Origin of the sequence: Variovorax soli, from assembly GCF_031454625.1 — a bacterium.
GTDB classification, from domain to species: Bacteria; Pseudomonadota; Gammaproteobacteria; order Burkholderiales; family Burkholderiaceae_C; genus Variovorax; species Variovorax soli_A.
On record NZ_JAVDRF010000002.1, the window covers coordinates 584983 to 603955 of the forward strand.

Annotated in this window: 25 protein-coding genes and 1 tRNA gene; 19 read left to right on the top strand and 7 right to left on the bottom strand. The window is 63.6% G+C overall.

Going from position 1 to position 18973, the window contains the following annotated elements; genetic code table 11:
* The first annotated feature begins 34 nt into the window (after positions 1 to 34).
* The 17 genes from J2739_RS06720 to J2739_RS06800 all read left to right on the top strand — a co-directional run bounded on the left by J2739_RS06720 (position 35) and on the right by J2739_RS06800 (position 8094).
* The gene (locus J2739_RS06720; protein WP_309899796.1) at positions 35 to 1270 is read left to right on the top strand and encodes a tyrosine-type recombinase/integrase; all 1236 of its coding nucleotides are present in this window, start codon (positions 35 to 37) and stop codon (positions 1268 to 1270) included.
* A 131-nt stretch (positions 1271 to 1401) separates the two neighbouring features.
* Positions 1402 to 1602, top strand: a complete 201-nt coding sequence (locus tag J2739_RS06725) for a hypothetical protein (protein ID WP_309899798.1) — start codon at positions 1402 to 1404, stop codon at positions 1600 to 1602.
* On the top strand, positions 1595 to 1813 hold the full coding sequence (locus tag J2739_RS06730; RefSeq protein ID WP_309899800.1) for a hypothetical protein: 219 nt from the start codon (positions 1595 to 1597) through the stop codon (positions 1811 to 1813). The genes J2739_RS06725 and J2739_RS06730 overlap by 8 nt, the downstream gene beginning before the upstream one ends.
* Positions 1810 to 2208: a hypothetical protein gene (locus J2739_RS06735; RefSeq protein WP_309899802.1), complete on the top strand. Its 399-nt coding sequence runs from the start codon at positions 1810 to 1812 to the stop codon at positions 2206 to 2208. The genes J2739_RS06730 and J2739_RS06735 overlap by 4 nt, the downstream gene beginning before the upstream one ends.
* Before the next feature lie 90 nt (positions 2209 to 2298).
* A complete protein-coding gene (locus J2739_RS06740; protein WP_309899803.1) occupies positions 2299 to 2496 on the top strand; it encodes a helix-turn-helix transcriptional regulator in 198 nt (65 codons plus the stop codon).
* On the top strand, positions 2493 to 2693 hold the full coding sequence (locus J2739_RS06745; RefSeq protein WP_309899805.1) for a hypothetical protein: 201 nt from the start codon (positions 2493 to 2495) through the stop codon (positions 2691 to 2693). The genes J2739_RS06740 and J2739_RS06745 overlap by 4 nt, the downstream gene beginning before the upstream one ends.
* Positions 2690 to 4015: an AAA family ATPase gene (locus J2739_RS06750; protein ID WP_309899807.1), complete on the top strand. Its 1326-nt coding sequence runs from the start codon at positions 2690 to 2692 to the stop codon at positions 4013 to 4015. The genes J2739_RS06745 and J2739_RS06750 overlap by 4 nt, the downstream gene beginning before the upstream one ends.
* A complete protein-coding gene (locus tag J2739_RS06755; RefSeq protein ID WP_309899809.1) occupies positions 4015 to 4341 on the top strand; it encodes a hypothetical protein in 327 nt (108 codons plus the stop codon). The genes J2739_RS06750 and J2739_RS06755 overlap by 1 nt, the downstream gene beginning before the upstream one ends.
* Positions 4338 to 4610: a hypothetical protein gene (locus J2739_RS06760; protein ID WP_309899811.1), complete on the top strand. Its 273-nt coding sequence runs from the start codon at positions 4338 to 4340 to the stop codon at positions 4608 to 4610. The genes J2739_RS06755 and J2739_RS06760 overlap by 4 nt, the downstream gene beginning before the upstream one ends.
* An 85-nt stretch (positions 4611 to 4695) precedes the next feature.
* Positions 4696 to 5718, top strand: coding sequence for a phage major capsid protein (locus J2739_RS06765; protein ID WP_309899813.1), 1023 nt, complete (start codon positions 4696 to 4698; stop codon positions 5716 to 5718).
* Complete coding sequence (locus J2739_RS06770; protein WP_309899815.1) at positions 5718 to 6158, top strand: hypothetical protein; 441 nt, start codon at positions 5718 to 5720, stop codon at positions 6156 to 6158. Before J2739_RS06765 ends, J2739_RS06770 begins: the two co-directional genes overlap by 1 nt.
* Positions 6158 to 6370, top strand: coding sequence for a hypothetical protein (locus tag J2739_RS06775; protein ID WP_309899817.1), 213 nt, complete (start codon positions 6158 to 6160; stop codon positions 6368 to 6370). The genes J2739_RS06770 and J2739_RS06775 overlap by 1 nt, the downstream gene beginning before the upstream one ends.
* Complete coding sequence (locus J2739_RS06780) at positions 6370 to 6543, top strand: hypothetical protein (protein ID WP_309899819.1); 174 nt, start codon at positions 6370 to 6372, stop codon at positions 6541 to 6543. The genes J2739_RS06775 and J2739_RS06780 overlap by 1 nt, the downstream gene beginning before the upstream one ends.
* Positions 6533 to 6835, top strand: coding sequence for an HNH endonuclease (locus J2739_RS06785; RefSeq protein ID WP_309899820.1), 303 nt, complete (start codon positions 6533 to 6535; stop codon positions 6833 to 6835). The genes J2739_RS06780 and J2739_RS06785 overlap by 11 nt, the downstream gene beginning before the upstream one ends.
* A 64-nt stretch (positions 6836 to 6899) precedes the next feature.
* Entirely contained in the window at positions 6900 to 7361 is a 462-nt protein-coding gene (locus tag J2739_RS06790; protein ID WP_309899823.1) for a P27 family phage terminase small subunit, read from the top strand.
* A complete protein-coding gene (locus tag J2739_RS06795; RefSeq protein ID WP_309899825.1) occupies positions 7358 to 7546 on the top strand; it encodes a hypothetical protein in 189 nt (62 codons plus the stop codon). The genes J2739_RS06790 and J2739_RS06795 overlap by 4 nt, the downstream gene beginning before the upstream one ends.
* Positions 7547 to 7848: 302 nt before the next feature.
* Entirely contained in the window at positions 7849 to 8094 is a 246-nt protein-coding gene (locus J2739_RS06800) for an HNH endonuclease (RefSeq protein ID WP_309899827.1), read from the top strand.
* A gap of 75 nt (positions 8095 to 8169) precedes the next feature.
* Here the strand turns inward: J2739_RS06800 and J2739_RS06805 are convergent, their stop codons facing one another.
* From J2739_RS06805 to J2739_RS06820, 4 genes are all read right to left on the bottom strand, one after another.
* Positions 8170 to 10263, bottom strand: a complete 2094-nt coding sequence (locus tag J2739_RS06805; RefSeq protein WP_309899828.1) for an ATP-dependent nuclease — start codon at positions 10261 to 10263, stop codon at positions 8170 to 8172.
* A gap of 80 nt (positions 10264 to 10343) precedes the next feature.
* A tRNA-Ser gene (locus J2739_RS06810) sits at positions 10344 to 10434 on the bottom strand.
* A gap of 36 nt (positions 10435 to 10470) precedes the next feature.
* On the bottom strand, positions 10471 to 11400 hold the full coding sequence (locus J2739_RS06815) for an SPFH domain-containing protein (protein ID WP_309899830.1): 930 nt from the start codon (positions 11398 to 11400) through the stop codon (positions 10471 to 10473).
* Between the two features lie 49 nt (positions 11401 to 11449).
* Positions 11450 to 11875 carry an NfeD family protein gene (locus tag J2739_RS06820; RefSeq protein WP_309899831.1) on the bottom strand — a complete coding sequence of 142 codons (426 nt, stop codon included), beginning with the start codon at positions 11873 to 11875 and terminating at the stop codon, positions 11450 to 11452.
* A 117-nt stretch (positions 11876 to 11992) separates the two neighbouring features.
* Between J2739_RS06820 and J2739_RS06825 the strand changes: the two genes are divergently transcribed.
* Positions 11993 to 14287 (top strand): Orn/Lys/Arg family decarboxylase, encoded by a 2295-nt coding sequence (locus tag J2739_RS06825; RefSeq protein ID WP_309899834.1) that lies wholly within the window; start codon positions 11993 to 11995, stop codon positions 14285 to 14287.
* A 63-nt stretch (positions 14288 to 14350) separates the two neighbouring features.
* Here J2739_RS06825 and J2739_RS06830 read toward each other — a convergent pair whose 3' ends face one another.
* The 3 genes from J2739_RS06830 to fabI form a co-directional block, all read right to left on the bottom strand.
* The gene (locus J2739_RS06830; protein ID WP_309899836.1) at positions 14351 to 15220 is read right to left on the bottom strand and encodes an EamA family transporter; all 870 of its coding nucleotides are present in this window, start codon (positions 15218 to 15220) and stop codon (positions 14351 to 14353) included.
* A gap of 208 nt (positions 15221 to 15428) precedes the next feature.
* Positions 15429 to 16280 carry a DNA ligase gene (locus tag J2739_RS06835; RefSeq protein ID WP_309899838.1) on the bottom strand — a complete coding sequence of 284 codons (852 nt, stop codon included), beginning with the start codon at positions 16278 to 16280 and terminating at the stop codon, positions 15429 to 15431.
* A 74-nt stretch (positions 16281 to 16354) separates the two neighbouring features.
* The gene (gene fabI / locus J2739_RS06840; protein ID WP_309899839.1) at positions 16355 to 17137 is read right to left on the bottom strand and encodes an enoyl-ACP reductase FabI; all 783 of its coding nucleotides are present in this window, start codon (positions 17135 to 17137) and stop codon (positions 16355 to 16357) included.
* Positions 17138 to 17174: 37 nt separating this feature from the next.
* Here fabI and J2739_RS06845 point away from each other — a divergent pair, with 37 nt between their 5' ends.
* Positions 17175 to 18971, top strand: coding sequence for an extracellular solute-binding protein (locus J2739_RS06845; RefSeq protein WP_309899843.1), 1797 nt, complete (start codon positions 17175 to 17177; stop codon positions 18969 to 18971).
* Positions 18972 to 18973 lie beyond the last annotated feature (2 nt).

The window sequence follows — 18973 nt, forward strand, 5'->3', positions numbered from 1 at the left end:
AGTATTGTGGGAACCAATGCCACAAGGAAACTGAATGCCAAAGAAGGCGGTCGAGATCGGAGCGCTGCGGGTGAGTAGGCTGGCAAAGCAGCCCGGGCGCCATGCTGTCGGCGGCGTCGCCGGCCTGCATCTTCTGGTCAAGTCCAACGGCAATGCCGCTTGGCTGCTCCGGTCGCTCGTCGGCGGCAAGCGCAAGGACATCGGGCTCGGCGGCTATCCCGACGTGACGCTGGCAGGCGCCAAGGAGGCGGCGCGCCGGTCCCGTGACCTGATCGTGCAGGGCGTCGACCCGGTGGAGCAGCGGCGACAGGCGAGGGCGCTGCTGATGGCCGAGAACGCCAAGGCCAAGACCTTCGCCGACTGCGCCACGATGTTCATCGATGCTAAGGGAGACGAATGGCGCAACCCGAAGCACCGGCAGCAGTGGGAGAACACGCTCAAGACCTACGCGGAGCCGGTGCTCGGCGAGTTGATGGTCCGCGACATCTCCCTTGCGCACGTCCTCGAAGTGGTCGAGCCGATCTGGAAGACCAAGACGGAAACCGCCACGCGCGTCCGTGGTCGCATTGAGGCGGTGCTCGATTGGGCGGCGGTGCGCGGCTACCGCGAGGGCGACAACCCGGCCAGGTGGAAGGGCCACCTTGAGCAGTTGCTGCCGAAGCCTTCCAAGGTGTCGAAGGTTGACCACCATCCCGCGGTCCCTGTCGACGAGGCCTCGGCATTCCTGGAGGCGCTCCGAAGGATGGAAGGCATGGGCGCGCGGGCGCTTGAGTTCCTGATTCTGACTGCCGCGCGCTCCGGCGAAGTCCGCGGCGCAACGTGGGACGAGATCGACATGGACGCTCGGCTCTGGACCGTGCCGGCCGATCGCATGAAGGCCAAGAGGGTTCACCGCGTGCCGCTTTCAAAGCAGGCTATCCGCGTCTTGGAGGCGCTGCCCAAGATCGAAGGCGGCAAACTTCTGTTCCCCGGCGCCAAGGGCAAGCCTCTGAGCCTCATGAGCATCAGCGCGGTAATGCGTCGCATGGGCCTCGAGGCGGTGCCTCACGGCTTCCGCTCCACTTTCAGGGACTGGGCGGCCGAGCGGACCAACTTCCCGCGCGAGCTCGCTGAGATGGCTCTGGCGCACACCATCGAGAGCAAAGTCGAGGCCGCATACCGGCGCGGCGACCTGCTGGTCAAGCGATCCCAGATGATGCAGGCCTGGGCCGACTTCTGCGAAACCCCAGTCAAGAAAGGGAATGTCGTGCCGCATGCACGAATAGGGTGACCGCCGCGCCTCAGGGCGTAGCTAGTCGCCTCGTGCGACCAGTTGGCTGAGGCAAAAAAACGGCCGGAAGGGTGTTCGAGCACCCGACCGACCTCACCACAACGTGCACAAACTTTGAGGAGATGCACACCATGGCTACCGATACTGTAAGCCGTAAGGCCACAACCCGCCGCTACGAGCGCAAGGGCTACACGGTGCGGGCCGAGGACGGGGAGATCTACTTCTGCCCAGCTGGCGATTTGCTTGACCTGAAAGGCCGTCAGCGCCATCTGCAACTCGTCCAGCCGGCAGCCAAGACTCGCCGCCAGCCGCTGAAGGCGACCCATGCCTAAGCTCAGCTCAAACGACAAGGCGTTCCGGCGCGCCTGCGCGGTCGCGGTCCTGAATGGGATCTGGACCTCGCACGGCGGATCGATCATGGATGCCGACAACGAAGGGTATGCACTGGCCATCCGCTCTGCAAGCCGCATGGCGTACCAGCAAGCCGACGAGATGCTTCGCCGCGAGCAAGCAGAAGAGGGCCTGCCCGCGAGAGAGCAATGAAAAAGCCACCGAAGTGGAAGGTCGTTTTCAAGTATCGCGACGGATCGACGGACTCACTACCTCTCGAAGAGGTCGAGCGTCAGCGCTTGGCGCAATTCGCCATGATGGTCGCTTCGGGTGACGCAGAGTTGCGCGCCGCAGGGATGGCGGGATTGACCGAAGCGGCCGAGGCGAGCGCGAGAAGCAGGATTTCATCCTTCCAGCAAAGTGAGCGCGCCAAGGGACCGAGAAAGCGCACAGCGGCCGATGAAAAGCGTTTGGCCCGGCTCTATTGGACGCACGTCGCCAACCATGGGAAGTACGGCGCGCAGAAGGCTTTCTCGGCCGAGTACGACATCCCGATTTCAACGCTCAAAGAGATCCTGAAAAAGCACCCAAAGGACTCAATTAGCTAGAAGCGGCGCTTCCGGCTAGTCCTTCAGCAAAGTCCTCTCCATGCCCGCAGCGCACCGTAGCGCACATCGGGTCTAACTGGAGTTGGACTAATGGACAAAAAGATTTCGCGGTCGGTTAGGCCGCCGCAGGCTCGTCAGATCCTCGGCGGCATTGGCAATACGACCCTTTGGCGTTGGGTTAGGGAGCGTGAGGATTTTCCGCGACCAAGAAAGATAGGCCCGCGCGTCACCGTCTTCAGTCTTGATGAATTGATTGCCTGGCGGGATGCGCAGAAGGAGACGGCATGACAACGGCTGTCGACCAAAAGCGCCTCGCCACGCTCACTGCGACCGCCGCCCTTGCCGGCATCATCCTGCACCACACCGAAGGCGACTTCGTTCCAAACATCTTTATCGTCAGCCGGTGGGCGCTGACACGCGAGTTCACCGACCTAGACGCCGTTGAGGCTTGGCTCGACCTGGTGACCGGAAAGAAGGTTGCGTGAGCGTCGCAGACATACAAGCTGAACTGCGGGCACGCATGGAGTCGCTGCCGCCGCTGCCGGCCTATGTCGAGCCGCTGGGTGTGGTGCTCGAACGCGGATCGGAGATCACCTTGCAGCCGATCGAATGGCTCTGGCATGGCTGGCTTCCCCGCGGCAAGCTCTGCCTGTTGGCGGGCCAGCCTGGCACCGGCAAGACCACGCTCGCGCTCGCGATGGCCGCCACGGTGACTATCGGCGGGCGCTTCCCAGATGGCTCGACCTGCAAGCCCGGCAACGTGCTGATCTGGAGCGGCGAAGACGACATCGCGGACACGCTGCTTCCGCGCCTAGTGGCCGCAGGCGCCGATCCGGAGCGCTGTTACTTCGTGCGCTCCGCGCTGGTCGACAGCGAGATCGTGCCTTTTGACCCGGCGCGCGATCTGCTTGAACTGCTGAGCGCCATTCAAAGCATCAAGGGGATCGATCTGCTGATCGTCGACCCGGTGGTGAGCGCGGTGACGGGCGACAGCCACAAGAACACCGAAGTTCGGCGCGCGCTGCAACCCTTGGTTGACCTGGCTGCGGTCACCAACGCCGCCGTGTTGGGCATCAGCCACTTTTCGAAGGGTGGCCAGGGCCAAGACCCGACTCAGCGGGTGATCGGCTCCGTGGCCTTCGCTGCCGTGGCGCGCGTCGTCATGGTGGCCGCCAAGGTCAAGGGTGAGGAAGGCAAGGACGCCCGGATCTTCGCCCGCAGCAAGTCGAACATCGGCGCGGACGACGGTGGTTTCGAGTACTTCCTCGAGCAGACCGAAGCCAGGCCCGGCATCGAGGCCTCTCGCGTGGCATGGGGCGACCCGGTGCAGGGCAGCGCCCGCGAACTGCTGACCGACCCAGCCGACGAGGCCGAGGACGCCGGCAGCGACGCGGTAGAGATGCTGCGCGCCGAACTGACCGGACAAGGCTGGTTTTCGGCGAAGACAGCCACTCAGCCACTGAAGGATGCCGGCTTCACCAAGAAGCAGATCTGGGCCGCATCCAACAAGCTGAACGTCAGCCGCAAGAAGGGCGCCATGAACGAGGGCTGGTACTGGCGGATGCCCGGCGTCGAGTCCGCCTTCACCTGGGGCAACACCGAAGGTTCCGTTGAAGGCTCCGAAGGTTCAACGTTCAGAAACCTGGAATCTTCGGAATCTTCGGAATCTTCGGAATCTTCGGAATCTTCGGAATCTTCGGAACCTTCGAAGGTTCCATTTCACCCCGAAGGTTCCGAAGGCTCCATCAATGAAAACGTGGAACCTTTGGAATCTTCGGCACAGCCCGGCGACGTGGAGGCCATCTGATGAACCCCGCCGCCATCCTCGATTTTCTGTGGGCGCAGGGCTTCGCGGTCGACCTGGGCCAGGACGATCGCCTGCTGGTCAGCCCGGCCAGCACGCTCCATGACAGCCAGCGCGAGATCCTGCGGGCGAACAAGTCGGCGATCGTCGCGCTGCTGAAGGAGGAGAGACAGGTCACTGCCGATCTCCTCGCGGCGGCGATGCGCGTCTGCGACCGGCACGACGACGGAGAAGAAGCCCGCGAAGAGATGCGGCGCGACTGCTTGGCGCTCCACATCGTCCTGCAGCGGGATCTGCTCGAGCACTTCCGTGGGCGCCCCCAGCCATGAACGCCGATCAGACCCAAGCCGATCGGGCCGCAACATGCGAAACGATGTTGCGCACTGCCGCCCGGGAAGCCGGCGCTTTCATCTCTGGCGATGGTCGGGTGCATGAGGAGGTCGCTGCTGCACTGCTGGGCATCGCGCCCGGCACGCTTGCAAACCAAAGGAGGGCCGGTACTGGGCCAATCTTCTACCGTGTGAGCGGTCGCCCGACCTACCGGCTCATCGATCTGGCGGAAGTGATCGAGCGGGGCCGTTGCGTCTCCGGCTGGTAAGTCGCTTCACAGAAGGCCACGAAACCCAACGATGGCCCATGCCTCTTGATCGACCGAAATCGCGCCACATCGAATGATCACGGTCATGAACTCCATTTCACTTCTTCCCCCTGGTCGCACCTTCGTGCGCGGTTTGATCGCCCGATCGCTGGTCGGCTTCGACCCTGAACATTTGCACGCTTTCGCCCGCACCCGCTGGGGCGACGCCCATGCCAATGACGTGACAAAGGCCGCTGTGGCCTCTACCGGGACTGGCGACACTGGTGGCGTTGACATGGCCCGCGCCTTCTTCGGCCTGGCTCGCGAACAATCGATCGTCGGCCGCCTTGTGGGCCTGCGCCGCGTGCCGTTCAACGTCCGCATGCTGGCCGTGCAGACCGGTGCCACGGGCTACTGGGTCAGCCAGGCCAAGAGCAAGCCGCTGTCCCGCGTCGCTCTCGATGGCAGTCAGCTTGATCCGCTGAAGGTGGCCGCGATCCTCGTGGTCACGAAGGAGGTGCTGAAGACCAGCGACCCTACCGCAGAGGACACCTTGCAAGACGACTTGGTCCGCGCCGTAACTGGCGTGCTCGACGAAGCGTTTCTTGACCCGGACAACGCAGGCATCTCCAACGCCATGCCCGCTTCGATCTCCAACGGTGCAACGGTCTTGGCTGCAACCAGCGACTTCGGCGGCGACCTGCGCGCGATGATCAAGGCCTACCGAGGCGATCTCGGGCTCGCTACCTTCGTGACCGATCCCGGCACTGCGACGCGCATCGCGACCATGACCGACGACGGCGGGCGCTACCTCTTCCCCAACATCGGCCCGCGTGGTGGCGAACTGCTGGGCATTCCCGTGCTCGCGACCCGCTCCAGCAACGAAGACAGCTCGGGCGGCAAGCTGTCGCTGATAGACCCATCCGGCATCTCTGCGGCTCTCGGCGGGCTCGAGGTCGACATGAGCGAACACGCAACGCTCCAGATGAGCGATGACCCCAACGACGCCGGCTCGCCCGTCTTCAATGTGTCGCTTTATCAGACGAACAGCATCGCCTACAAAGCCGAGATCTTCGCCAACTGGAAGCGCCAGCGGCCGGCCTCGGTGATCGTGCTGGAGGGACTGTGATGCTGCTGACACGCGACATGAGCGCGCTGCACCGCATTCGAGCGCGCCGGGCAGAGATGGCCGCCGTGTCGCCCAACGCCATCAATGTCCGAACTGGGATGACTGCGGCAGAGGAATATCGCAAAGACTTTTCCCCCGCGCCGGCCTCAAACCACAGCGGAGGCTTTGACCCCGAGAAGTTCGGTGAGGCTATCGGCGAGCTCATCCGCGAGACCGTCGAACCACTACAGAAGCGCATTGCCGAATTGGAGAAGCAGGCCGGAGAGCGGCGTCGCAGTCTCTCGTTCAAGGGTGAGTTCCAGCGCGCGCTCGACTACACAGAAGGTGACATCGTGACCCGCAACGATCGCATCTACCTCGCAACGAAGGACATGCCCGCTGGTGATCAACTGCGCGATGGCATGCACGGTTGGGTTCTCATGTTCAAGGGAGTTTCGTGATGGACGAGATCGAGATCGAACGCGATGCCATCAGAGAGATCTATCGCCAGCAGAACCTCGCCGCAATGCAGGCAGCCGTCGCGCACGAGGGATGGTCTGAGCGGGAGGCAGAGTTGGCGCATCAGGCGTTCATGTCGTCCAACGTTTTGGAGAAGCTGATCGAGATCGACTACCAAGTGGTAGTCGCCTTTATGAAAGGTCAGGTGCACTGATGAGCACACTCCGATCCGTCGAGCAATTGGCCGACTATGCCGGCCTCGTGCTGACTCGAGACGAAGAGCGCCGGCAATGGATTGTGCAGCGCGGCGCGAAGGTCGTGCATCGCGCCCGCGACCTGGACGACGTGCAAGGCTTTCTCGTTGCGTGGTCTCGCTATGTTCGATGACACACCGGGCCGCTTGCGTGGCCGCAAGGCCCAGGCTCGTCGACTTCGGATCTGGGCGATCGATCCGTACTGCGCCGGTTGCCAGACCCTGACCAACTACCCCGAGGGCTTTGAACTCGACCACGTCGAACCGCTGTTCAAGGGCGGTGCTGACGCCGACGAGAACCTCCAAGTGCTCTGCCTGCCGTGCCACGAGCGCAAGACCAATGCAGACCTTGGACGTCGCCACAAGGAGGCCGTGGGCCTCGACGGGTGGCTGGAAGACAGGGGGCGGCGGTGTGGAAAGCACTGACCGCCTCCCGTGGACACCGTGTCCATAGGTTCGTTTTTTCATGTGACCTTGAACCCTAGAGACCATGGCAGCCCTGACCAAAGGCCGGCTTATCACCGGCAAACCCCGCATCAAGTCATTGAACAACCTGTCGGAAGGCCCGGCGCGGGTGTTCGCTCATGTGGTCAATTCAGTCGATCCGTCGCATTTCTCCGACGTGGATCTTCCTTTGCTGGAGTCCTACGCCGTCGCCGCCTATCTGACGAGCGAGGCGGCAGAGCACCTGGCCGAAGAAGGAACCGTCATCGGCGGCCGGGCCTCCCCATGGCTTGCGGCGAAGGAGAAGGCAGACAAGCTGCTGGTCGCGCTCTCGGCCCGGTTGCGGATTTGCCCGCAGTCTCGCTTCGATCGGCTGGTCGCGGGTGCCAATTCCCGTTCGCAGCCAAACAGCCGGCGCCCATGGGAATCTGATCCCGACGGCCTCCTCGCTGGTGATGACGACGAAATCGGAAACAAGTTCTTCAACCGCGGACGGAAGCCCCGATGAGCCTTGTAGACCAACTCACGAGAACCGAAAAGAGCGTGCTGGATGCCCTGGACGGCGTCCTTGCCGAGCACATCAGTACCTCCGGGCGGTTGGACGATCTGGACTTCCAAATTGGCGAGTTGCGCGACCTGTTGACGCGCGTCCTCGCGCTGCTTGAGCCCGAGGACGACGCGGCGTCGCCGTGATTCCATCGCGCGGCAATGCTGCCGTCAGGCTACACTTCGTCCTGATCGAGGCCCGAAAATCTCGACAGTGTGGGTTGTATAGCCCGCGCCGCCAGCCGTTCGAATGACCTGGCGCCCGTATATGCGGTCATGCCGTCACGGGAGATTCACAACAGTGGAACTCTATGACGACAGCAAAGATACGCAAACACCGAAATCACGCCTTCATCTCGCAGCGAGGACGCTGCTACTACTGCGGTTGCCCGATGTGGCTCAAAAGTCCCGAGCCCTTCGCGGGGGGATTTGGCATCAGGCCTGAGCACATGCACCTATTCGAGTGCACTGCCGAGCACAAGATCGCTTGTCAGGACGGCGGCAAGGACACGCGCGCCAACATCGTGGCGGCGTGTTGGCATTGCAACCATCAACGACATGCCAATCAGCCGGCAAAGGCGCTCGATTCGCTCAGCTACGCGGTCTTTGTGGCTTTCGCAGTGCTCGAGCAAACCTGGCCGACCTTTGTTGCTACTGGGGGTGACGGTGATGTGCGAAGGTGCGGTGCCGGCTGAGCGGTCAGGCGGACTTAAAAAAAGCCCGCGCACTGCGGGCTATGCGCAGCGTGCGGGCTCTTCCTCTTCCCGTATTCACTTCGAGGCTGACAGCAGATCCCCGAAAAGTTTCGTCCATCTCGCAAGAGTGGGCTCGTCAAACGAAGAAATGCCGGCATTCAGTGCAGACTGCTTGACCCTCTTGGCGACTTCAACCTTCCAACCGAGCTGCAAAGAGATGCTGTGACTCTTTGCCCAAGCCTCAATCTGGGGAACTATCGGCTTTCCTGATTGAACGACATCCGCGAATAACGTGTCTGCGCTACGTTCATATCTATCCACCGCCTCGGCAACCAGTTTCGGGGGGAATAGATCTTCCACTTCCGACCCCGAAAATTCCACATAGTCATCCGTGCAGAAAAGTTTTTTCTTCTCGCTCGAATAGAGACTGGTGCTCAGTTCGCTGATCATGCGCAAGCCCGGCGTATCGCCGTCAAGCAGCGTGACTGGCAGAACCTCATCGCGACCGGTCAGGATGCCTGCTGTGATTCTCAAGGTCTTGGTGCCGCCGCCAGGCGGAAATACCAACTCGCGCACCGGCGAGATCCGTCCGCCCGAAATCAGTAGAACTTTGATTGCGGTCAGATAGTGTTGATCCGACGGCCCTTCGACAACCACCGGTTGGCAGCCAAGTAAGAGGCTCTCGGACACATTGAGGTTGAGCGCCGAATAGACAGCGTAGGCCGCGCCCGCCTGAGCGTTCTTGCCGGTGCTTTGGCGAAGGTCAGGCGACGCCTTGGTCGTGCCGTCGTCATCAACGTATACCTTGCGAACACGATCCAACCGGTCAGCATCAACCAAGAAGGGTGAATGAGTAGTGAAGATGATTTGGTTCGTTTTCGAGAGGCCATCGAAGAAGAGCGCCAAATCCCGTTGCGCAAGAGGATGGAGCGAAAGGCCAGGCTCGTCGAGAAGTAGGATGGCACTCTGGTGCGCACCACCTTGGCTCTCAACCAGGAAAACCAAGTAGAAGCTGAGGAACCACTGGAGCCCAGTGCTTCTGCTTTCCAGTTCAATTTCTTCCGGTCGTCGATCGTCGGCAACCCAGATGCGGAAGTGGTCGCCGTCTGCTTCGAACCTGAAGCGGTAGTCCCCCTGTTTCCACCACTCTTTAAACCGAGTTGTGAGCGCTGTTCCGGCGGATTGCAACAAGATCGAACGTTCCCGCTTTTTTTCTGCGATCGCTTCTATCTCGGCGTGAGTAGGCTGTCGAGTCGGATCGTTGAAGTCCTTGCCGAGCTGCAAGATTTCGTCCGGTTGCAGGCTCACGAATTTGAAAAGAACACGAAGCGTGCGCGACTTTGCCGCCTCTTTGGCGCCAAGGTCTGCCCTTTTAAGATTCTCCACAACGTGGGGCAAGTAGATCTCAGAGTCGAGATTGCCGTAGTTGGAGTAATAAAGGAACTTGGGCAGTGCCTCAACCACTGCTTCAAGAACGCCTTCTTTATCTGAAGGATCGGGGGCGGTGGCTTCAGAGAGAACGGCTTGAAGTTCTTCAACGGCTTGGGTGAGCCGTGGATAGATAACGCTCGTCTTGGCGACGGATTCAGGAATCTGTTGCTTCACGACACTCAGGACTGTGCGAAGCCTCACAACGACGCTTCCAGTTCCATGGAGCATTTCTTCTTGCAGCCTCGCGAGTCGCTCGAGCAGGCCGCTGTGCGCTGACTCTTCGGCCTTCAGCGGCGCGAGCGTCGCCAACTGATCCTTGGCGGCGGCGAGCACTGCGTTAACCCTCTCCGGCATGAGCGGAGCGCGCGAGTACAACGGAAACTCTATCGTGTACTCACCGTCGAAGTACCGAGTAACGTCCACTTGGGCTGAGACGTTGCTCGCGATGCCGGCCATTTCACCGATCTTGGTTGCAAACGGCTCGTCCAACGTAAATCGGACGGTGATGAACTGGTAGCTTCCTGGGTCGTCTCGGATCTTGCCGAAAAGACGCTTGGGGTAGTCAGCGGTTGGTTGGAGTTCGCCTTCCTGGGCAGGGTTGAATTTCCACAAGGGGATCAGTAGGTTCGTCTTGCCTGATTCGTTCACTCCGATCAGCGAGGTAACGCGGTCAGCGTCAATCCATCCACTATCGCCAACGGAACGAAAGTTCGTTACCCGATACCCGATGAGCTCCATAGCTCCTCCAAAGTTTTGTGGTTCTTTATGTGGGAACTGAAAGCAAAACGGGCCGCAAAGGCCCGTGTTTACTAGGTGGTTGGCGGAGCAGGCGGGATTCGAACCCGCGGAGGGCTATTAACCCTCACACGCTTTCCAGGCGTGCGACTTAAACCACTCATCCACCGCTCCGAAGCCCGCGATTGTAGCAGCGGGGAGGGGCCGTCCTCAGGCGGAGCCCGCCGTCTTTCCGGCCTGCACCATGCGCATCGCGGAGGCGATGAGCGCCGCGGTTTCGTTCATGTTGCTCGGAACGATCAGCGTGGTGGTGGCATCGGCCGCGACCTTGCCGTAGGCATCGACGGCGCGTTCTGCCACCTTCAGCTGCACCGCCTGCTCGCCGCCCGGCTGGCGGATCGCCGCGGCCACGCGCTCGATCGCGCCGGCGGTGGCTTCCGCCACGGCGGTGATGGCCGCGGCCTCGCCCTGCGCATTGTTGATCTGGGCCTGCTTCTCACCCTCGGAGCGCGCGATGAAGGCTTCGCGCTCGCCGGTCGCGATGTTGATCTGCTCCTGGCGGCGGCCCTCGGAGGCCGCGATCAGCGCCCGCTTCTCGCGCTCGGCCGTGATCTGGCGCTGCATCGCCTGCAGGATCTCCTTGGGCGGCGTCAGGTCCTTGATCTCGTAGCGCAGCACCTTCACGCCCCAGTTCAGCGCCGCCTCGTCGATGGCGGCCACCACCTGCGCGTTGATGATGTCGCGCTCCTCGAAGGTCTTGTCGAGCTCGAGCTTGCCGATCACGCTGCGCAGCGAAGTCTGGGCCAGTTGCGTGACGGCCACGATGTAGTTCGACGAGCCGTAGCTCGCGCGCATCGGGTCGGTCACCTGGAAATAGAGAATGCCGTCGACTTGCAACTGCGTGTTGTCGCGCGTGATGCAGATCTGGCTCGGCACGTCCAGCGGGATCTCCTTGAGGCTGTGCTTGTAGGCGACCTTGTCGATGAAGGGGATCAGAAAGTTCGGTCCGGGCGTCATGGTGCCGTTGTACCGACCCAGGCGCTCGCGCACCCAGGCGTTCTGCTGCGGCACGAACTTGACCGACTGGCTGATGACGATGATCGCGATGACCAGGATGACGAGCGGGACGGTGATTTCCATTGGCGTGTGTTCCTCGGTTGCTTTGTTGCTTGTTGCTTTTTGCTTGTACTCAGACCTTGTCGACGACCAGCCGGCTGCCGACCACTTCGGCCACCCGGTGCTCGCCGGCTGCCGGGATGGCGCCGGCGCGGGGCACCACGGTCCACTGCGCGCCACGGTAGCGCACGGTGGCGGTGCCGTCCGGGTTCCATGCGTCGACGTAGATCCGCTCGCCGATATCGAGGTTGATGTCGCGATTGGCTTCGGCCGGCGGCTCGGCCGGGCGCCGGCGGCGGACCAGGTGCCATGCGAGCACGGCGCCGACGCCGACCACCGCGGCCACGACCAGCTGGGCGGCCAGTCCCGCGCCGGCATGCGCCGAGAGCGCCGCTGCCGCGAAACCCGCGCTCAGCAGCAGCAGGTAGACGGTGCCGGACATCAGCTCCAGCACGATGGCTCCCCCCGCAATCAGCCACCAGACGGTGGAACTCGCCATGACACCACTCCTCTCTAAGTGAAGGCAAGACATTCTGTGTCAAAAGGACTGCGGTTCCTTCATTTGAATTCCGTACACTTCGCGCCTGTTTGCTTGTCCCGCCCCCCGGAGCCCGCCATGAAATTCCGCTTTCCGATCGTCATCATCGACGAGGACTTCCGCTCCGAGAACAGCTCGGGTCTCAGCATCCGCGCCCTGGCGCAGGCTTTCGAAAGAGAGGGCTTCGAGGTCCTGGGCGTCACCAGCTACGGCGACCTGAGCCAATTCGCGCAGCAGCAGAGCCGCGCGAGCGCCTTCATCCTGTCGATCGACGACGAGGAGTTCACCCCCGGTCCCGACCTCGATCCGGCGGTGCTGAACCTGCGCAACTTCATCGGCGAGGTACGGCGCAAGAACGCCGACGTGCCGATCTACATCTACGGCGAGACCAAGACCTCGCGCCATCTCCCCAACGACATCCTGCGCGAGCTGCACGGCTTCATCCACATGTTCGAGGACACGCCGGAGTTCGTGGCGCGCCACATCATCCGGGAAGCCAAGTCCTACCTCGAGGGGGTGCAGCCGCCCTTCTTCAAGGCGCTGATCGACTACGCGGAGGACGGCTCCTACTCCTGGCACTGCCCGGGCCATTCCGGCGGCGTGGCCTTCCTCAAGAGCCCGGTCGGGCAGATGTTCCACCAGTTCTTCGGCGAGAACATGCTGCGCGCTGACGTGTGCAACGCCGTGGAGGAACTGGGTCAACTGCTCGACCACACCGGCCCGGTGGCGGCCAGCGAGCGCAATGCGGCGCGCATCTTCAACGCCGATCACTGCTTCTTCGTGACCAACGGCACCAGCACCAGCAACAAGATGGTGTGGCACCACACCGTGGCGCCGGACGACGTGGTGGTGGTGGACCGCAACTGCCACAAGTCGGTGCTGCACGCGATCATCATGACCGGCGCGATTCCGGTCTTCATGAAGCCGACGCGCAACCACTTCGGCATCATCGGACCCATCCCGCAAAGCGAGTTCGAACCGTCCGCCATCAGGGACAAGATCCGCGCCAATCCACTGCTCTCGCACGTCGACGCCGGCAAGGTCAAGCCGCGGGTCATGACGCTGACGCAGTCCACCTACGACGGCGTGATCTACAACACCGAGACCATCAAGGGCATGCTCGACGGCTACGTCGACACGCTGCACTTCGACGAGGCCTGGCTGCCTCACGCGGCCTTCCATCCGTTCTACGGCGCCTACCACGCGATGGGCAAGCGGCGCGTCCGGCCGAAGGAGTCGCTGGTGTTCGCGACCCAGTCCACCCACAAGCTGCTGGCGGGCATCAGCCAGGCGAGCCATGTCCTGGTGCAGGACTCGCAGAACCGCGCACTCGACCGCGACCTCTTCAACGAGGCCTACCTGATGCACTCCTCGACCAGCCCGCAGTACGCCATCATCGCCAGCTGCGACGTGGCCGCCGCGATGATGGAGCCGCCCGGCGGCACGGCGCTGGTGGAAGAGAGCATCCTCGAGGCACTCGATTTCCGCCGCGCGATGCGCAAGGTGGAGGAGGAGTTCGGCAAGGACGAGTGGTGGTTCAAGGTCTGGGGGCCTGAGAAGCTGGTGGAAGAGGGCATCGGCCGCGCGAGCGACTGGATCATGCAGGGCGAGTCGCGCAGCAACGCGAACGGCAAGAACGGCTCGCGCCACTGGCATGGCTTCGGCAAGCTGGCCGACGGCTTCAACATGCTCGACCCGATCAAGTCGACCATCGTGACGCCGGGCCTGGACCTGAACGGCAAGTTCGCAGGCACCGGCATCCCGGCCAGCATCGTCACCAAGTTCCTGGCCGAACACGGCGTGATCGTGGAGAAGACCGGGCTCTACAGCTTCTTCATCATGTTCACCATCGGCATCACCAAGGGCCGCTGGAACACGCTGCTGACCGCGCTGCAGCAGTTCAAGGACGACTACGCGCGCAACCAGCCGATGTGGCGGATCCTGCCGGAGTTCTGCCAGAGCCATCCGGGCTACGAGCGCCTGGGGCTGCGCGACCTTTGCCAGCACGTCCATGAGCTCTATGCACGCTATGACGTGGCGCGGCTCACCACCGAGATGTACCTGAGCGACCTGACGCCGGCGATGAAGCCGAGCGACGCCTTTGCCCACATCGCACACCGCAAGACCGAGCGGGTGGAGATCGACGAACTCGAGGGGCGCATCACCACCAGCTTGATCACACCGTATCCGCCGGGCATTCCGCTCCTGATCCCGGGCGAGGTCTTCAACAAGAAGATCGTCGACTACCTCAAGTTCGCGCGCGAATTCAACAAGGAGTGCCCGGGCTTCGAGACCGACATCCATGGCCTGGTGGCGCGCATCGACGAGAACGGCAGGAAGCGCTACTACGCGGACTGCGTGCGCGCCGGCTGAGCAGCGAGCCAATAGTCTCCGCCCCGCGCGCTGCGGCCTTCGTCCTGGAGCGGGCCCGGTGGCTCAGCCCAGGCGCAGCATCATGACACCGGCCACGATGACCAGCGTGCCGGCTGCGCGTTGCCAGCCGAAGGCCTCGCGCAGGAACAGCGCGCCGATCAGCGCAGCAAACAGCACCGAGGTCTCGCGCAAGGCCGCCACGATCGCGATCGGCGCGCGGGTCATGGCCCACAGTGCGATGCCATAGCTGCACAGCGAGGCCGCGCTGCCCACCAGCGCCGGCTTCCATCGCCCCGCCATGTAGGCCAGGGCGGCCCGGCGCTGGCCGCGCCGGCGCCAAAGGACCAGCAGCAGGAAGGGGATGCCGTCGAACAGGAACAGCGTGGCGACATAGGCCAGCGCATGGCCCGAGATGCGCACGCCGATGCCGTCGACGACGGTGTACAGGGCGATGATGGCGGCGTTGGCCAGTGCGAAGCCCAGGGCCTTGCCGCGACGGCCCTCGTCCTTTCCGTGCAGGGCGGAGGGCGACAGACCCAGCGTCACCACCCCCATGCACAGGAGGGCGATGCCGGCCCAGGCGATCGTCGAGATCACTTCGCCGATGACGCTCAGGCTGCCCATCGCGACCAGCAGCGGCGCGCAGCCGCGCATCACCGGATAGGTGAGGCTCAGGTCGCCGTGCTTGTAGGCGCCGGCAAGGGCGATGTAGTAGCCGACATGGATCAACAGCGAAGTGGCCATGTAGGGCCAGGCGGCCACCGGCGGCAGGCCGGTCACCATCACCAGTGGAACGGCGATGAAGATGCCCAGGCTGTGGACCAGCGCCGTGTCGAGCGCCTTGTCTCGCCCGGACTTGATGAGCGCATTCCAGGCGGCGTGCAGCAGGGCGCCGAAGAGCACCGCCAGGACGATGGGGCCGCTCAGCGCCACCGTGCAGGCGCTTCGAAACAGCGCGAGCCGGTGCGCGCGTCGTGCGTCGAGACGGGACTGGACATGCGCCGATGGTAGCGGGGCAGAAATGCAGCATCGCGCGCCATGCAGCGAATCCGGTACGGAGCGGCTCCCGTACTGGTTACAGCCGCCGCCCTTCCGGCGCCGGTCTCAACCCCCACAAGGTGCTGCTGCCCAGGCGAGGGTTCTAGGAGGACCCGAGGTCGTCGCGCACTCGCAGGAAGCGCGCGAACCTCGGCAGCCCGCCGGGGTTCGTCCCGTTGAAGCGATAACTGACCCAACTGCCCACCGCAGGCGGATGCTCGCGCTGCGCATCGCTGAAGCCGCCCCCGAGCTTGAATCGCCGGCCTTCGGGCGTCTCGACCAGCAGCGCGCCCATGCGGCCGGTGTGCCGGCCGCGACCCGGCACATGCGCCAGCACGCGGGCATCGGCATCGTCGTAGGGCTTGAACTTCAGGAGGTCGGGCGATCGTTCGCCGCGATAGAGGGAGGCGCCCCGGTGCAGCATCAGGCCTTCGCCGCCCATGCGCACCGTCTTGTCGAGCAGCGCCTTCAGGTCTTCGTGCGTGGTGGCGCGCGCCTGAGGCACCGGCAGCACCCAGGGCGCAGCCGTGAGGGGCAGCAGCTTGCGCAGCACCGCCAGCCGTGCGGTGAAGTCGCCGGGCTGTTCCGGCAGGTCGAAGACCATGAAGCGGATGTTGCGCCAGGCCGGGTCGTTCGGCGTCTGGTCGCGGACGGTGGACACCGCGTCGGTGAAGCGCCCCCGGCCGGCCCACAACTCGCCGTCCATCGGCACGGCCGGCAGGGGTGCGGTGAACCAGGCGGGAGCGGCCACGCGCTCGCCGCTGCGGGTCCAGAACTGCTTGCCGTCCCAGTAGCCGCGCATCCCGTCGTATTTCTCGCTGACCCAGTAGTCCGCCAGCGGCATGCCGCGGCGGTAGACATCGGACAGCATGAGGGCTCGGGCGGCTGCATGCGCGAGGGTGAAGGGCGCCAGCGCGAGTGCCGGGCCGAGAAGCAGAAGCTTTCGACGATCCATGTGTTGTTCCCTGAGTGATCTTCTTGTTGCTGCGAAGCCGGTCCGCCGCCGGCAGAGTGCCGCGGGCTGCGCGGCTACTCGGCGGTGCCGCCCACCACCTGGCTGAAGCCGCCGTCGACGTAGGTGATCTCGGCCGTCACGCCGCTGGCGAGGTCGCTCAGCAGGAACGCAGCGACGTTGCCCACTTCCTCGATGGTCACGTTGCGGCGGATGGGCGAGAACTCGGCCACCGCCGAGAGGATCTTGCCGAAGCCCTTGATGCCGCTGGCCGCCAGCGTCTTGATCGGCCCGGCGCTGATGCCGTTGACGCGCATGCCCTTAGGGCCCAGTGACTCGGCCAGATAGCGCACCGAGGCCTCGAGCGAGGCCTTGGCCAGGCCCATGGTGTTGTAGTTGGGCAGCGCACGCACCGAGCCGAGGTAGGTCAGCGTCAGCAGGGCCGACTTGTCGTTGAGGTAGGGCAGCGCGGCCTTGGCCATGGCCGGGAAGCTGTAGGCGCTGATGTCGTGCGCCACCTTGAAGCCCTCTCGCGACAGGCCGTCGAGGAAGTCCCCGGCGATCGCCTCGCGCGGCGCGAAGCCGATGCTGTGCACGAAGCCGTCGAACTTGGGCCAGGTCTGCGACAGGTCGCCGAACAGCCTGGCGATCTGGTCGTCATCGCCGACATCGCAATCGAACACCAGGCTGGAGCCGAAATCGGCGGCGAACTCCGTGATGCGGTCCTTGAAGCGCTCGCCCACGTAGCTGAAGGCGAGCTCGGCGCCTTGCTCGTGGCAAGCCTTGGCGATGCCGTAGGCGATGGAGCGGTTGCTCAGCACGCCCGTGATCAGGAATTTTTTGCCGGAAAGAAAGCCCATGAAGCGACCTCGTGAAAATCTTGGGCAGAATTCTCGCATGCGAGGTTGGCTGCTCTTGGTGTTGGCGCTCTCGGCAGCTCCCTCGTGGGCCGCCTATGCGTATGCACAGTTCGGGGACATCAAGTACCCGCCGGAGTTCACGCATTTCGACTATGTGAATCCGCAAGCCCCCAAGGGCGGCGAGATCCGCATGGTGCCGCCCATCGTCTCCACCAACTTCGACAAGTTCAATCCCTTCACCCTCAAAGGCACGCCGCCGGCCGGGCTGACGCAACTGGTGTTCGAGAGCCTCCTCATCGGCAACGACGAGGAACCCACCACCGCTTACGGCCTGCTGGCCGAGGACGTGGAAGTGGCGCCGGACAAGCTGTCGGCCACCTTCAGGATCAGGCCCGAGGCACGCTTCAACGACGGAACGCCCGTGCTGGCGGCCGATGTGGTCCATTCCTTCGAGACCTTGACCGGCAAGCTGGCGGCGCCGCAGTTCAAGACGATCTATGCCGAGGTGAAGGGCGTGAAGGCGCTCGGCGAGCGCAGCGTGCGCTTCGATTTCACGCGCAGCAACGCGGAGCTGCCGCTGGTCGTGGGCGGCATGGCGGTGTTCAGCCGCGCCTGGGGCGGCGGCAAGCCTTTCGACCAAATCAACACCGACCTGCCCATCGCATCCGGGCCCTACCGGCCGTCCAGTGCTCGCCTGGGGCGCGACATCACCTATGTGCGCGATCCCAAGTACTGGGGCGCGGCGCTGGCTGTGCGCAGGGGCCAATTCAATTTCGATCGCGTCACTTTCAAACTCTACCTGGACGAGACGGCGCGCTTCGAAGGGCTGAAGGCCGGCGAGTTCGACTTCATGCGCGAGTTCATTTCGCGCAACTGGGCCCGGCAGTACTACGGCAAGGCCTTCGACACCGGCGAGCTCAGGAAGCAGGCGTTCGAAAACCGCAATCCCGGCGATTTCCAGGGCTATATCCTCAATCTGCGAAATCCGAAGTTCCAGGACATACGGGTGCGGCAGGCACTGGGCCTGACGATGGACTTCGAATGGCTCAACCGCCAGATGTTCTACGGCCTGTACAAACGGGCGGTGGGCTACTTCCCGAACAGCGATTTCCATGCCGAAGGCTTGCCCGGCGCGGAAGAACTGGCGTTGCTGGAGCCGCTGCGCAAGCAGCTTCGCCCCGAGGTCTTCGGGCCGGCGCCGGTGCCGCCCAGCACCGATCCGCCCTCCAGCCTGCGCGAAAACCTTCGCAAGGCGCGTGCCTTGCTGGGCGAGGCCGGCTGGACCTATCGCGACGGCGCCCTGCGCAACGCCAAGGGCGAGGCGATGACCATCGAGTACCTGAACGCACAGCCTTCAGGCAATCGGCTGGTGCTTCCGATGCAGGCCGCCATGCGCAAGTTGGGCATCGAGCTCACCATTCGCAACGTGGACGCCTCGCTGTACCAGCAGCGCATGGATGTCTTCGACTTCGAGCTCGGCAGCCTGCGCAAGCCCGGCACGGCGGCGCCAGGCGGCGAGCTGTTCGACTATTTCGGCTCCAAGGCTGCCGAGACCTCGGGCTCCGCCAACCTCTGGGGCATTCGCGATCCGGCGGTCGATGCGTTGCTGCAGAAGGTGGTGGAGGCCACCACTCGCCCGCAGCTGGCAGCGGCCATGCGTTCGCTCGACAGGGTGCTCTCCCACGGCTACTACTCGATTCCGCAATGGACCAGCAACAGCTTCCTGGTCGGCTATCGGCCGGGGCCCTTCGTGCTTCCCAAGGTGCTGCCGCCGTACTATGACGTGGGGGCCTGGGCCGTATCGACCTGGTGGGCCTCGCCCTCGAACAAGTAGAG